This window comes from Natrinema sp. DC36 (assembly GCF_020405225.1).
GTDB lineage: Archaea > Halobacteriota > Halobacteria > Halobacteriales > Natrialbaceae > Natrinema.
On record NZ_CP084473.1, the window covers coordinates 267,138 to 281,280 of the forward strand.

At 57.8% G+C, this 14,143-nt stretch carries 10 protein-coding genes and 3 pseudogenes; 10 read left to right on the forward strand and 3 right to left on the reverse strand.

Annotation, left to right across the window (positions count from 1 at the left end; genetic code table 11):
* Positions 1-3: 3 nt before the first annotated feature.
* The 3 genes from cofG (at position 4) to LDH74_RS22370 (ending at position 3,355) form a co-directional block, all read left to right on the forward strand.
* Entirely contained in the window at positions 4-1,149 is a 1,146-nt protein-coding gene (cofG, locus tag LDH74_RS22360; RefSeq protein ID WP_226042674.1) for a 7,8-didemethyl-8-hydroxy-5-deazariboflavin synthase subunit CofG, read from the forward strand.
* Positions 1,150-1,279: 130 nt separating this feature from the next.
* Positions 1,280-2,392, forward strand: coding sequence for a hypothetical protein (locus LDH74_RS22365; protein WP_226042675.1), 1,113 nt, complete (start codon positions 1,280-1,282; stop codon positions 2,390-2,392).
* A gap of 150 nt (positions 2,393-2,542) precedes the next feature.
* A complete protein-coding gene (locus LDH74_RS22370; protein WP_226042676.1) occupies positions 2,543-3,355 on the forward strand; it encodes a hypothetical protein in 813 nt (270 codons plus the stop codon).
* A gap of 71 nt (positions 3,356-3,426) precedes the next feature.
* Here the strand turns inward: LDH74_RS22370 and ppc are convergent, their stop codons facing one another.
* The gene (gene ppc, locus LDH74_RS22375; RefSeq protein WP_226042677.1) at positions 3,427-6,117 is read right to left on the reverse strand and encodes a phosphoenolpyruvate carboxylase; all 2,691 of its coding nucleotides are present in this window, start codon (positions 6,115-6,117) and stop codon (positions 3,427-3,429) included.
* Positions 6,118-6,460: 343 nt separating this feature from the next.
* On the opposite strand from ppc, the gene LDH74_RS22380 reads away from it, so the two are divergent.
* From LDH74_RS22380 to LDH74_RS22390, 3 genes are all read left to right on the forward strand, one after another.
* Complete coding sequence (locus LDH74_RS22380; RefSeq protein WP_226042678.1) at positions 6,461-6,694, forward strand: DUF2061 domain-containing protein; 234 nt, start codon at positions 6,461-6,463, stop codon at positions 6,692-6,694.
* 94 nt (positions 6,695-6,788) lie between these two features.
* Complete coding sequence (locus LDH74_RS22385) at positions 6,789-6,932, forward strand: rubrerythrin-like domain-containing protein (RefSeq protein ID WP_226042679.1); 144 nt, start codon at positions 6,789-6,791, stop codon at positions 6,930-6,932.
* A 492-nt stretch (positions 6,933-7,424) separates the two neighbouring features.
* A complete protein-coding gene (locus tag LDH74_RS22390; RefSeq protein WP_226042680.1) occupies positions 7,425-7,826 on the forward strand; it encodes a rhodanese-like domain-containing protein in 402 nt (133 codons plus the stop codon).
* 45 nt (positions 7,827-7,871) lie between these two features.
* Here LDH74_RS22390 and LDH74_RS22395 read toward each other — a convergent pair whose 3' ends face one another.
* Positions 7,872-9,635 carry a carbon starvation CstA family protein gene (locus LDH74_RS22395; protein ID WP_226042681.1) on the reverse strand — a complete coding sequence of 588 codons (1,764 nt, stop codon included), beginning with the start codon at positions 9,633-9,635 and terminating at the stop codon, positions 7,872-7,874.
* A gap of 105 nt (positions 9,636-9,740) precedes the next feature.
* Between LDH74_RS22395 and LDH74_RS22400 the strand changes: the two are divergent.
* The 4 genes and pseudogenes from LDH74_RS22400 (at position 9,741) to LDH74_RS22415 (ending at position 13,637) form a co-directional block, all read left to right on the forward strand.
* Positions 9,741-10,334: pseudogene (locus LDH74_RS22400) on the forward strand (IS6 family transposase).
* 278 nt (positions 10,335-10,612) lie between these two features.
* Positions 10,613-11,739: pseudogene (locus tag LDH74_RS22405) on the forward strand (hypothetical protein).
* A 443-nt stretch (positions 11,740-12,182) separates the two neighbouring features.
* A complete protein-coding gene (locus tag LDH74_RS22410) occupies positions 12,183-13,010 on the forward strand; it encodes a CoA ester lyase (RefSeq protein WP_226042682.1) in 828 nt (275 codons plus the stop codon).
* 172 nt (positions 13,011-13,182) lie between these two features.
* A pseudogene (locus tag LDH74_RS22415) lies at positions 13,183-13,637 on the forward strand (hypothetical protein).
* Positions 13,638-13,678: 41 nt separating this feature from the next.
* On the opposite strand, the gene LDH74_RS22420 reads toward LDH74_RS22415, so the two are convergent.
* Entirely contained in the window at positions 13,679-14,143 is a 465-nt protein-coding gene (locus tag LDH74_RS22420; RefSeq protein ID WP_226042683.1) for a MaoC family dehydratase, read from the reverse strand.

Below are 14,143 nucleotides of genomic sequence, written 5' to 3' on the forward strand. Positions count from 1 at the left end.
CTGATGGACACTGCGAACGAATACCCGGGGTCGAGGCTTCAGTTCGGCGAAGACGAAATCCGGATCCAAGAAAACGAGATCGAGGAACTCCTCTCCGTTTCCCCGGATGACGCCTCCTCGCCAGAGACGTTGTCCGTCGCGAAAAACGTATTTCTGCCGCTGACGACGGCATGCCGGTACACCTGTACGTATTGCACGTTTTTCGATCCTCCGGGCGAAGCATCGATAATGTCTATGGACGAGATCCGAACAGTGCTTCGTCAGGGCGTCCGGGCCGACTGCACGGAAGCCCTGTTTACGTTCGGCGATAAACCGAACGATCGGTATACCGAGATCCACCACCAACTCGACGAATGGGGATACGGATCCATCCACGAGTATCTTCACCGGGCTTGCGAAGTCGCGTTGGAGGAGGGCATCCTCCCACATAGCAATCCCGGTGACCTCACCCACGATGAGGTGGAATATCTCTCATCGGTCAATGCGAGCATGGGTGTTATGTTAGAGACGACTGCTACTGTCGACGCTCACGCGGGTAAACGACAGAAGACCCCGGAACAGCGTCTCCGGACTATCCAGACCGCTGGTGAACTCGCCGTCCCGTTTACGACGGTTTTTCTCGTCGGACTCAGTGAGACGTGGCGCGATCGTGCAGAGAGTATACTCGCGATCAAAGCGCTCCACGAGCGGTACGGTCACATTCAGGAAGTGATCGTACAGAACGTGGTCCCGAACGACCGGTCCGAGTTCGAGTCGCCATCGGTCGAAACCATGCGCCGTGTGACAGCGATGGCGAGATACGGGTTGCCGGATGCGATTGAACTCCAAGTACCACCGAACCTCTTCCCGGTCGATGAACTCCTCGACTGCGGTATCGGTGATTTCGGCGGTGTATCTCCGATCACGCAGGACCATATCAATCCGAATTACACGTGGCCGGAACTGCGGCGACTCGAAGAACTGGCGGATACTGCGGAGAAGCGCGTCGTTGAACGACTTCCGGTCTACGAACGGTATCTCGACGAGCAGCGAGAGATTCACGAGCCACAGCGCCTCGATCGACCGTGGGTGACGGACCCGGTCCGAAACACCATTAGATCGAACGACCACCTCGCCCAATTGACCTCGACAGTGGATTCGCCGACGTGAACCACCGCTCTATACTTCGTCACACTGCCCTCTTATCGCTCATTCCTCCCTATACTGTGAGTTCGCGGATTTACCGGTAACAATTCCCGGTATGTAAACCCAATAATGTGGCCGTGTCGAACCTTGCCATATGGGAGTCAGTGACGCATTTGGGGGACTAACTGCGGTACTCGAGTACCTAGAAACGACCGACGCCGAGGTCAAGAACGTCGAAATCGGCAAGCAGGCGATCCAGGAACGTGATGAAATAACCGCGAACCTGACTGTCGGGGTACCGGTCCTCGCCGATGACGAGTTCCACGATGGAATTTCGATCCGAGGAGACAACGTCGACCTCAAGGACAGTTACGCGAATATCGATCTCTCGGTGACTCTATCGGTCGAGGAGTCACAGAGAGGCTACGGTTCTTCACCGACCAGCGTCGGCATGTCCTCGGAACGAGCTAGCTCGAACGCTGTTCCAGCATACAAAGATCCAAATGCGTTACGGGACGTTTACGAACAGTACGATACCTTCCCCGAGATGACCGAGGCGCTGGGTGTCGATGTAACCTCAGAGACGGTTCGACGATATATGGTTGAATATGATATCCACGACCCCAGTGATACCAAACAGGTGCGAAATCATACCGACCTCGATCAGAATACCCCTGATCCGTCGAGCAAAGACCTCGCAGAGGAAAGCGGGTCTGGGAAGCCGAACGCGGCTCCCTCCGAGACGATTGGGGGTGAGACTACCGCATCGTTCGGCGAAGATAAGTCAGCGGGATCGGTTGAGGACGGCGTTCCAGTAACGGCGACGAAGAAACGACCAGCATCTATTAGAACCGAAAACTCGGACGCTACGACCGGTACTAACGGGGATGGCACTGGCGAAAACAGCCGTGACGATGCTCCTGAAGGCGGCATCGACGATGAGGACCCATCCGAGAAAGACGATACGTCCGTGGCCGAACTCCTCGCCGAGGCGAACAGTGAAAGCGGTGACGACTCGCTCATGGCCGATGGACACGGTATTCCCAAGGGTTTGACCGTGGGTGAACTCACAACGATCGTCAACGAGTCGAGCACGGTCTACGAGGTCAAAACCAAATTGGGTGTTAATCAGGATCTCGCCCGGCGACTCCTCAAAGAAACTGCGCTGATAGACCTCGTCACACAGCGCCTCGGTGCCGAGCAGATTAGAGTATCTCCGAGGGAGGTACGGCGACGAATCGCCCCGAACGACCAGGATAGTTCGTAGCGTATTCTATACGGATGTCGCCGTGTAGATGACTGGTAATTCGTCTTCTCTTTGCTGCTAGCGTTGTCTTGTTTCATCTGTTTATTTTACATACTGATTTGGGTGAATAGACGGGAAGCGTTATTTGGGTGGGTGAAGAGTTCACACACAATGGCAACAATCAGGGTGCGAGATTGGACGAAAAAACAGATTGAAGAGATTCTCGAGGAAGAGTCTCACTCTTCGCACGACTCGGTGATCAAAGCGCTGTTGAAGGACCGAGAACTAGCTAAATTTGCGGGGAAGGACATCGAGACCGAAGAGAGCACATCGAACGCAGATCAGCAGCCGCCCGAAGACAAGGCCTTCGACGAGCTCACGGTCCTCAGTGAGATGTACCGTGCGGACAACGATGTTCTTTTCCTCTGGTGCCCGAACTGCGGGAAGGAACTTGTCCACCTTACCCTGGAAAACCCGGTAGATATCTCTATCTTCGAGATGGAATGCCAACGATGTCTCAATCACCTCGATCAGCATGCGATCATCGCGATCGAGATCGGCTATCCGATCGAAGAGAAACTCGTCGAAGACAACCTTCAGGCTGATCTGAAGGAGTGCACTATCGACTATTGGGACCGTCATCTCGAACAGTCGACCGAAAACACCGTCACTGAGGAGAGTGCAATCGAACAGTTGGTCTGGCAGTTCGATCAATATGTTCGGAACTTTCAGTGGGACTGGCCTGACGACGTTCCAGTTGTCGGTTTCGAAGCCGGAGATACGCTCCATAACAAAGTCGATGGTGAACTGATCGAGGTTATCGAACCGGTCACGGAAAACCGGAACGCTCTCGATTCGTTCGAGGTAAAGCGGTATTCCGAGGGGACGGATCCTAACGAGGCCAGAACTGAAATTATGGACAGTAATACGATCGCTAACCTCATTATCAACCGGAGTCTGCACCTCGTAGAAGATGAACCGTAAAGACGGCAAACCGTTTCGCAGAACGTGACTCGTTTTCTGGTCGTTCGTCTCACAGACGGGTGTTCGATATCCTATCCCGTATTCTTCATCCCAGCAGCGATTCCTTTGACCGTCAGCCGTAACGTCCGCTCTTCGATGCCCGTCCGATCGGTCTGGTCGAGTAGGTGTACCTGTAGTATATTCAGCGGGTCGACGTACGGATTCCGAAGTTCTAAGTTCTCACTGAGCCAATCGCGGGTGTGAAGATGGTCGCGCTGCCCGATCTCGGTCAGCAGGTCGATCGCCCGCTCGTACTCGTCGGTCACGCGTGGGAAGAACCGCTCGCGAAGCTCCTCGTCGGCCAACCCCGCGTAGCGCTCGGAAATCTCGAGTTCGGTCCGCGACAGCGAGAGCGCCGCGTTGTCGAGGGACGTCCGGAAGAATGGCCACTCGTCGTACATCGTCCGGAGCGTCTCCATCGAGCCGCCGTCGTCTAGGTAGGAATCGATGCCCGTCGCGACCGCGTACCAGCCGGGCAGGATACACCGCGACTGGGTCCACGAGAACACCCACGGGATCGCCCGCAGGTCCTCAACGGTGCGCTCGCCCGATCGGGAGGCCGGCCGTGAGCCCAGATCGAGATCTTCGATGACCGTGATCGGCGTCGCCTGCTCGAAATACTGGACGAAGCCGTCGCTCTCGAGGAGATTGCGGTACTCCCGTCGGGCGGCGTCGGCCATCATCTCCATGGCCTTGAGCCACTCCTCCTGGTCCTCCTCCTCGGGCTGTTCGATCGCCTGTTTGCGTGCTCGGAGCTGGGCGTTGAGCATCTGTTCGATGTTGCGTTCGGCGATGCGCGGGTTGCCGTACTTCTCGGCGATGGCCTCACCCTGCTCAGTGAACTTTACCTGGCCCGTCACCGTCGAGTTCGGCAGGGACAACAGCGCCTCGTTCATCGGGCCGCCGCCCCGGGAAATCGAGCCGCCGCGACCGTGGAACAGCCGCATCGTCACGTCGTGATCGTCACAGATCTTCCCCAGTCGGCGCTGGTTCTTGTACAGCGACCAGTTCGCGGCGAGGAAGCCGTTCTCCTTGTTCGAGTCCGAGTAGCCCAGCATGATCTCCTGGGTCCACCCCCGGGCCTCCAGCGCCTGTACGTAAGCCTCGTTCTCGAACAGCGTCCCCATGATCCGACGAGCCCCCGAGAGGGCGTGCTCGGTCTCGAGGAGCGGCACGATATCGATCCCCGAATGCTCTGGAAGGGACACGACGCCGGCCTGGTCGGCTAGGAACAGCACCTCGAGGACGTGGCTGGGCTCCTCGGTCATCGAGATACAGTAGGTGTCGATCGCCTCGACGCCGTACTCGGTCTGCCACGCCGCGAGGCTGTCGAACAACTCGAGGACCCGCGCCGAGTCTTCCGAGAGCGGTTCGGTATCCCCGAGATCGATCACCGGTTCGTCCTGCAACACGGCGTCGGTCAGGAACTCGACGCGCTCGTCCTCCGACAGGCCGTGGTAGCCGATTCCCTCCGCTTCGAGGGCCTCGGCGATGGCGTCGGTGTGTTTTTGCTGGTGGTCCCGCAGGTCGAGACTCGCGAGCGAAAAGCCAAAGGTCGCGACCTGCCGGCGGATCGGATCGACGTGGGACTCGACGACACTCTCGGCCCCGTTGTTGCGTAGGCTCGTCGCGATAACCTCGAGGTCCTTAAGGAGGTCGTCGACCTCGTCGTAGCCGCCCGGTCGGACGTCGCCGACGCGGCGGAGTCGCTCGCGCATAAGTTGGAGTTTCTGGCGATAGGGCTCGCCGGGGTAGCGCTCCTCGGCCGTACGTGCGCTACCCGGCAACCGTTCACGATCGCGCTCCAGGGAGGCCTGAAACGCCGAGCCGGCGTCGATCCGGCTCCCGTCCTGGCTCAGGATGCCCGAGAGGCGTTTGAGCTGATCGCGGTAGCGCTCCAAGATGACCTCGCGCTGGCGCTCTAAGGTGTTCGCGGTCACCTCGGGGGTCACGTACGGGTTGCCGTCGCGGTCGCTACCCGCCCACGAGCGGAACTCGAAGAGCTTCGGAATGTCGAGGGTTCCGGGGATTTCCTCATTGATCGTTTCGGCGAACTCATCGTAGACCTCGCCGACGACGTCGAACAGCGTGTTCTCAAGGTACCACTGGACGTTACGCGCCTCGTCTTCGGGCGCGGGCTGGCGGTTGCGGACCTGCGGGGTCTGCCAGAGACTCGTCACCTCGGCGTCGATATCGCGCCAGACCTGCCTCTCTTCCTTGTCGGTCAGCAACTGTTCGTCCAGCGTCTCGAGACACGTTGCAATCTCACGAAGTTTGGATTTGACCGTCTTACGCCGTGCTTCAGTCGGGTGAGCGGTGAACGTCGGTTCGATCAGCATGTCGTTGAGAATCTGTCTGACGGTTTCGATATCAGCTTCGCCGAGTTCTTCGGCCGCCGTCTCGAGGCTATCGTCGAGGATTCCTTCGTGAGATTCGGTTCGGATCGTCCGAACCCGCTCGCGCTCTTCGGCGAGGTTGATAAGTTCGAAATAGGTTGTAAACCCGCGAGCGACGATCTGCTGGTGATGAGACGACAGGTCTTCGAGCTCCGCGATCAGCGGCTTCCGGGACTTCCCGTCCCCGGATCGGTATTCGATCGAGGACCGACGAGACGATTCGACCGCTTCGAACGCTTTGCGAGAGGTCTGGTCCTCGAGGATGTTACCGAGCAACACGCCGAGCTCGCGGACATCCTGACGGATATCCCTGTTATGGAGTCGCATAACCCAACCTCTGTCGCTGTCGCCAAAAAGGACTAGGAGAACGACTATCGAGGCAGACTGGGCTGTTTCCCTACGGTGATCCGTCCGTCCCGCGAGCGGCGGTTGCGCTAAGCGGAAGGGTCAACCACAAGTATGCGATCTGTGAGTAGTGTGTCGTGTGTGGCACAATGTGCCAAACACCGAAGGGAGGCACAATCTTTCTCTCGTATTGTCTGTCCGAATACTGACCGCGAACCGTAACACGTCCCGAGAGGATCGTCCGTATGAAACCCCTTCCGGTTATATTCTGGCAAGTATGTTATTTATATTGATTACTTATAATGGGTCTCCGCGAAGAGCTACTATGATACGGTCTATCACCTCACGATCCGCGATTCATGTTCAAAAGCGGGCGATCGTCAAAACCATTTGTTATCGACTGGCCATGCTCCTGATTACAGTAACTGTTGCGTGGTCGGTCATCGGTGACGTGAATGCCGCGCTAAATATCGGTCTCGTCGCTAACCTCGTGAAGACCGGAACGTACTATATCTACGAGCGGACGTGGGATCGCATTATGTGGGGAGTCGCAACCTGAGTCCTACTACTCCGCCCCCATCTAGTTGCATATTAAGAGATTATATACTATGGCACAATAAATACTATATCCGTGCATATCGCAGAACGTGGTGATGTTTGACATCCAAGATAATCCTGGAAAAGAATCGTCGTATGAATGTTTACAGTGCGGTGAAATCACACGTTCAACGTCTCACCCTGGAAATTGTCCAACATGTAATAGGGTAATGCAGAACCGGGCAAATTCCCTCGAATAACTTTCAATCCTCGTTTTTAGCCTGCTATCTCTACAGGGTAGCCAAAGCAGTAGGTATTGGCCGTCAGTACGAAGAGAGAGAGAGACCCGTTATTTACACTCTGCTAACTCGACCGTGTCGCAGAACATCTTGCGTTAAGACTGAGTGGGAGGTGTAGTACCGCTAGCTGGTGGTGGGTATAAATCTAAACTACCAATCTCTGAACTGAAACTATTGTGGAACTTGAAACTCGTGTTCTCATCCATGAGAACCAGCTAGAGACCCCTTCAGCCGGGATTCTGTTTCAATACCCAAATAGACTAAGCGGTGTAGATCATTTCCGCCCACACTTTCGAATCAGCCGATAGATGAATCCGCGGAGTGATCGCCCGTTTCAGTCCCGATTTCGTGAAACAAGTGATCAGCCGCATCTCAGATGACAATGCGCTCTCTTTGGTTAAAACATCGGTTTGAGTGCCAATGCTTATTCGGTGAACGGATCTACTTAGGTTGATGGCTAAGATCGAGATCACTGCCGAGGAATTGCTTGCTGAGGCCCGCCAGCGCATTGATGAAATCTCCGCCGAGGAAGCAATCAACCGCCACGGCGACGGGGAGGTAGTGTTCGTTGACGTACGAGATGAGAACGAACTTGACGACGGGTTGATTCCGGGCACGGAACACGTACCCCGCGGCATGATCGAGTTCAAGGCCGACCCGACCAGCAACTACCATAACCTCGCATTCGATCCAGACAAGCAGTATGTCTGTTACTGCGCGGTTGGGTTACGCTCGGCATTCGTGACGGACCGCCTCAGGAGGATGGGCTACGATATCGTCAACCTTGACGGCGGGATTAAGGCCTGGCGCGATGCTGGCGGGGCGGTCGTCCCCTATGAGGTGGCGACAGCGTAACCTGTTCGTAGCGTACACTGCGATAGCGACCCTGTCGATAAACGATCAATCATCGGCGGGATCAACGACTTCTGCGTCTCTCGTTCCCCACATTTTCCGGAGACCGGCATGGACGATGAACGCTGATAGTCCGAGTAGCGACACAACGGTGAGGATTTGCACGGCGGTTGAGACGAGCGAGAGTGGTGACGTAGACTCAACCCACGCCGGATCGAGAAGCCGCGCTACATTCGAGGACGTGAGATAGACCAATGCCGAGGCGCTCATTGCGAAGACGAAGGCAGCTCCCGCGAGCATCGCCACCCGGATTCGGTTCCTGTCACTGGACGCCAGCCAGACCGCAAGCGTGAACATCGAGAGGCTGGCGAAAATTTGGACCGACCCGCCGAACAGCGGCCACACTATATTCCACGAACCGCTGGCGACAAGCAGGTAGGCGGCGATGGTCTGGAGACTCGCGCTTGGAACGGGCCGAGAAAGGAGGCTACTTGTCGGTCCGTCCGTCGATTCAGTAATTTCGTCGAGGAAGTATCGTCCAAGACGGATCGAAGTATCGACAGTGGTGAGCGCAAACGCCGAGAGCATCAACGCCAGGAAGGCTGCGCCGACGCCTGGCGGGACGCCGACAGCACTTAGAATAATGCCGCCGCCGGTGGCGAATGACGGGAGGGCGAGCTTCAGGCCAGTTCCTGTTGGGATTTGAGGAACGACCGCGATGGCACCCACGGCGATAACGGCAAGGACCCCCTCGAAGAGCGTTGTCCCGTACCCAATAGCCTGAGCATCGGTTTCACGGGAGAGTTGCTTGGGCGTCGTCCCACAACAGACCATGGAGTGGAGTCCACACACTGCGCCACAGAAAATGGTCGGAAACAGCATCGGAACGAGCGGTCCAACTCCGCCGAAGTCGTCACTCATGAACCCGGTGAACGGCTGCAGGTTCATGGTCAATGGCTCTGTAGCGGTGCCGAAGATGGTCCCGATGACGACGGCGAGGAGCATCCCAAAAAGGCCGGCGTACAGCAGGAACGATGAAAGATAATCCCGCGGCTGAAGCAACACCCACACTGGAAGGACGCTAGCGACGCACGCATACCCGAGGATAAGGAGGAACCACGCAGAGACGTTGGGGTTCATCACCGTTGGAATGGGAAGTCTCGTGCCGTCCGAGACCAGCACGAGCGGGTGATCGAGACCGAGGAATACACCGGCCATGACGCCCGCGCCAAACAGTATCGATCCCACCAGAAACGGCAGATTGAGGCGCTTCCAATAGACGCCGAACAGAACCGCAAGTACAACGTAGAAGACGCTTGCCGTCGCGGCACTCGGGAAGGCATCGAAGATGACTGCCGTCATGAACGAGAGGACGCCGATGACGAGCAGGTTCGCGGCCACGGCGATCGACAGCAGCATTCGCTTCCCATCGCCGCCGACGTAGCGGTTGAAGATGTGGCCAATCGAGCGTCCATCATGACGGATACTGGCGACCAGCGTCACAAAGTCATTGAGCCCGCCAAAGATGACCGTTCCAACGACGATCCAAAGTACTGCGGGGACCCACCCCCAAGCGAGTGCCGCAGTAATCGGACCGATGATCACTGCCCCGCCAGCGATACTAGAGAAGTGGTGACCGAATAGTACGGCCTTCGGTGATGGCACGTACTCCATGCCGTCCCGATGGCGGTGTGCAGGCGTCGTACGATCCTCGTCGAGGTCGAACGATCGATGCAGGAATCGACCGTACACCATGTAAGCGATAGCAAAGATGACAACCGTCACGCCGAGGACCGTAAGTAACTTGGTCATCTCTGCGTCACTCTCCTCCGGGTACACGTTTCTGCCTTACGAATCAGTCGGGGGGCGCTGTCAGATTAGAGTTTGAAGGAGTGAGGCGGTAGAATTCGTTGAGCTATGCCAGAATTCCACCGCCTCACCGGATCTAGCATCGAGATAGTTAGATTTTGTGGAGCGCGAGCAGACACCGCGCGAGCTCATGGAACTCAGTATCCACTCTAGTTGTGCGGATTATCACTTTCAGATACTGTCTCTGTCTTAGAGTGCTTCGGTGTCGAACGGGCGCGCTCGACCGTTCATAACTGGGTCCAAAAAGCCGACTTACAGCCGACAGACGGTGCCCAGCCGGATCACATCGCACTCGACGAAACCGTGATCCACCTCGACAATCGGCGCTACTGGCTGTACGCTGCTGTCGATCCCGAAACGAACAAATTTCTCCACGTTAGGCTGTTTCCGACGCGGAACGAGGGTGTTACCTCGATCTTTCTCTCTGAACTCACCGAGAAACACGATGTCGACAACGCCGTGTTTCTCGTCGATTCTGGACCGTGACTGATAGCTGCATTCAACCGACACGGCCTCCGATTTCGACACGAAACACACGGAAATCGGAACGCCGTTGAACGTCTCTTTAAAGAAGTAAAACGATGAACCTACCAGTTCGGAAATTGTTTCAGAAACGCCGAACCGAATACCGCCAAAACTTGACTCCAGAGCTACGCGTACGTATGGAATCAACTAATCTGAACACGGCCAGTCGGGGTGACACCCCATGCATTTTGATCTCACAGCCGCTCGTACCGAACTATTCTACCGCAGATATGCCTTTAAACTGCCGAAACGCCAGAATAGCTGGTCTCGCTTAATACACTTGATTAACTCAATAATCAAGCGTGATTTTATGGGAGTCGGCTCCCTTTCCGAACCACGAACGATGGAATCCAGCAGGAAATCGGCTCTCGAGGGTGAACGAGTGTGAATCGCGAATCAGCGTCAGTGCAGAACCGCTCGAAAAATTCCTTCGATCGAAGTCGAAGGGTGGGAAGGGAAGTGGGAACTACCAGCGGAATCTCGAGCGCTGCGTCGACGACTTCCTCGAGTGGCTCGAGGGGGATCCCCACTCGGGCGGGACGTTCGACGAACTCGACGAGCGAACCTTCCGGCGATACGCGCGCGAGCTCACAAGCCGGGACCTCGCACCGGGGACGGTTCGAACGTACTACGCGCAAGTCAGCGCCTACATCGGCTGGTGTGTTCGCGAGGGGCTCCTCGAGGCGAACTACCCCCAGCGGAACGTCGCGAAGGAGCCGCTCCCCGACAACGATGGGCGACGTCCGGGGATCAGCAGGCCTGGACCGACGAACACCGGTCACTGATCACACGGTACGTCGACGAACGCGCACACGATGCTGCCGACGAGAAGGGGTTCGACGCTATTCAGGAGTTCCGGGACCGAGCGCTCGTCTACGTCCTCTGCTACTCCGGGGTTCGCGGCGGAGAGATTGTTGCTGATCCCAAGGACGAGCGGCGCAACGGCCTCAAGTGGGGTGACGTCTCCCTCGAGGATCGGAAGATGACCGTCCTCGCGAAAAAACAGAACTGGTCCGATCGATCGCTGACGAAATAAGTGACAAATCTCATGTCGCGATACGAAGAACTGATCGACCCGGCTGGGGACGACTGGCCGGTATTTCCGACGTTCCATCTTCCGATGCTCTACGAGACGCTTCGAGCGGGACTCCGTGAAGAACATGATTGGCCCGCGGACGATATCGAGGAGTTCGTCGACGGGTTCACGGGCCAACTGGACGTGTTCGACGCACTCCGTGACTACGAATTAGCGCCGTCCTCGATCAACACGGACGGTGCTCGCCGAATCATGCGATTGTTGTGCGAGGAAGCCGAGATCGACCTCGAAGGGAAACACGGCTATCTCGCACCACACGGTGGACGTCGCGGTGCCGGCGAGGTAATGGTCCGACAGCGCGGCTTCACTGCCGCTGCTCGTCTTCTCGATAACAGCGAGGAAGTAGTTCGGAAGTCCTACTCACATATCGAGGTGAAAGAAATGGCCAAAGACGCCGGCGATGCGTTCGCAGAGCACGATACATGAGCGCTTTTTGATGGATCCCGGAACAACAGATGGAATTAAGAAACTCCCCTCGAGGAAGCCCCAGTAGCGGAGCTCGAAAAGAAGCTTCACGACCATTACGTGGATCTAACCAGAGAAACGGGGAGCAGACTGCAGGCCCTACTATCCAAACGCTGAGGGAATCGGAGAGTCGGAAGGGCGCGGATCTCCGGCTTGCGTGACTCGGAATTCATCCCCCCCTCAGGTGGAGGGAGATGTCAACCTGTATTTTTCATTCCTGCTGCAATCCCCTTGACCGTCAGTCGGAGCGTTCGCTCTTCGATATCCGTTCGGTGGTTCCGACCTCGATCTCGAGGCCAACTGAGGGGGGTTCGAACTCTTCTTCCGTAAGTTTCGACGGAGCGTTTCCACCAGAGGCTCAGAAATACCGCACAACTTAATCGAGAGACCTGCCAACTAGCAGTATGGTTCGTCGAAGCGTGCTGTTCGCCCCCGGTGACAAACCCGCTCTCATGCGGAAAGCCGCCGAGAGCGACGCCGACGTCGTTGTCTTCGACCTCGAGGACGCAGTCGCCCCGGCAGACAAACAATGCGCACGCGAGGCCGTCCGAGAGGTGCTCGACGACGTCGAGTCCGACAGCGAAGTCTGCGTTCGCGTGAACCCGATCGGCATCTCGGCTGCGATCGACCTCGAGGTCGTTCTCGAGGGGCCCAACCCGGACAGCGTGATGCTCCCGAAGACGGAGGCAGCCGAGGACGTCCGAACGGTCGATCGGCTGCTCGAGGAACGCGACGCCGAGTTCCCGGTGCTGTCGCTCATCGAGTCCGCTGCTGGTGTCCTCCGGGCCGACGATATCGCGACGGCCGACGCGACAGATGCGTTGCTGTTCGGGGCGGAGGACCTCGCGGCAGACATCGGCGCAATTCGAACCAGCGAGGGAACGGAGGTGTTGTACGCCCGCGAGCGGACCGTGATCGCGGCCAGCGCCGCCGGCGTCGACGCGATCGACATCGTCTTCACCGATTACACAGACGTGGACGGACTTCGAGAGGAGACGACGTTTGCTGCGGGACTCGGTTACGACGGCAAAATGGCGATCCATCCCGACCAGGTCCCGATCATCAACGACGCGTTCACGCCAGACGACGAGGACGTCGAGTGGGCCGAACGCGTGCTGGACGCGCAGGGTCAGACGGACGCGGGCGTGTTCGAAGTCGACGGCGAGATGATCGACGCTCCGCTCATCGCACAGGCCGAGCGCATTGTGGAACGCGCCCGACAGGCGGAGTGACAGCCGGCGCTGTACGTCCGAATCCGAACGGAACGGAGCTCTTCCTGCCCGTTGTGTGCTCTCGCTCTCGTCGCGTGAGCCGAGGTTATCCGTCGATTCGAGTGCGAGACGGACGAATGTGCTCGACTATTCGATGGGAACGCCTATTCCGCCACCCGTCGCTTCAGAGCGTATGAAGGCTGTCGTTCGGGCTAACTTCGACGAGAGTGTCTCCGCCTACGACGCCTCCGAGCGGCGAACCGGCCGGTTCACAGCGCTCGCGTGGCTGCTGGCCGCCAAGATGTCGGCTCGAGCGGACGGTCCCTTCGCGACCGTCCTCGACGCCAGGATCGGTATGGGCGCGAGTACGCACGTCTTCGCCGCCCTCGACTGGGAGTCGCGGTCGCAGTCAGGAGCAAACGAGATCGAGGCAGCGCCCGACGATGTGTTCACCGTCACCGCAGGCACCTAGCGGTTCGCAACGACGACCGCGGACGTCCGGCGCTTCCACGCTATCCCAGCGATGGCGGCGCGCCTCTACCCGAAATCGAGAGCGAAGAACGCGTCGCGAAGGCGCGCGACCTGCTCGACGGTCTCGAGGGAACCGTCGAACAGCGATGGCGATGGATAGTCGACGTCGTCGAATAATCTCCGGTACGTACCGTTTCGGCCCCGGTCGACCGGAATCGCTACGTTTCGCGCTCTCGTTTCAGCGAGAGCGCCGTCCGATCGAACTCGCAGACCAGCAGCTCGTCAGGATAGTTCACTTTGAACACCTCGACGTGCATGATGACGATGCCGCGCTCGCCGTCGCTGGTCTCGCGCTTGTCTGTCACCATCGACTGGACGCGGATGGTGTCCCCGTGGTGAACGGGGTTCGGGTGCTCGACGTTGTCGTAGGATAGATTCGCGACGATGGTCCCGTCGGTCGTGTCCGGAATCGTGATCCCAACGGCTAGGCTCATCGTGTAAAGGCCGTTGACCAGCCGCTCGCCGAACTGCGTCTCCGAGGCGAACTCCGCGTCGAGGTGGAGCGGCTGCTGGTTCATCGTCATATCACAGAACTGCTGGTTGTCGCGCTCGCTGATTGTCCGTCGCTTCTCGTGTTCGATGGTCTCGCCGACCTCGAACTCCTCGTAGTAGCGTCCCGTCAC

Coding starts and splice junctions, on each gene's coding strand:
- LDH74_RS22370 (WP_226042676.1), top strand. CDS start 2,543: ATGGCAACAATCAGGGTGCGAGATTGGACGAAAAAACAGATTGAAGAG.
- LDH74_RS22385 (WP_226042679.1), top strand. CDS start 6,789: ATGTTTGACATCCAAGATAATCCTGGAAAAGAATCGTCGTATGAATGT.
- LDH74_RS22395 (WP_226042681.1), bottom strand. CDS start 9,635: ATGACCAAGTTACTTACGGTCCTCGGCGTGACGGTTGTCATCTTTGCT.
- ppc (WP_226042677.1), bottom strand. CDS start 6,117: ATGCGACTCCATAACAGGGATATCCGTCAGGATGTCCGCGAGCTCGGC.
- LDH74_RS22390 (WP_226042680.1), top strand. CDS start 7,425: ATGGCTAAGATCGAGATCACTGCCGAGGAATTGCTTGCTGAGGCCCGC.
- cofG (WP_226042674.1), top strand. CDS start 4: ATGGACACTGCGAACGAATACCCGGGGTCGAGGCTTCAGTTCGGCGAA.
- LDH74_RS22365 (WP_226042675.1), top strand. CDS start 1,280: ATGGGAGTCAGTGACGCATTTGGGGGACTAACTGCGGTACTCGAGTAC.
- LDH74_RS22380 (WP_226042678.1), top strand. CDS start 6,461: ATGATACGGTCTATCACCTCACGATCCGCGATTCATGTTCAAAAGCGG.
- LDH74_RS22410 (WP_226042682.1), top strand. CDS start 12,183: ATGGTTCGTCGAAGCGTGCTGTTCGCCCCCGGTGACAAACCCGCTCTC.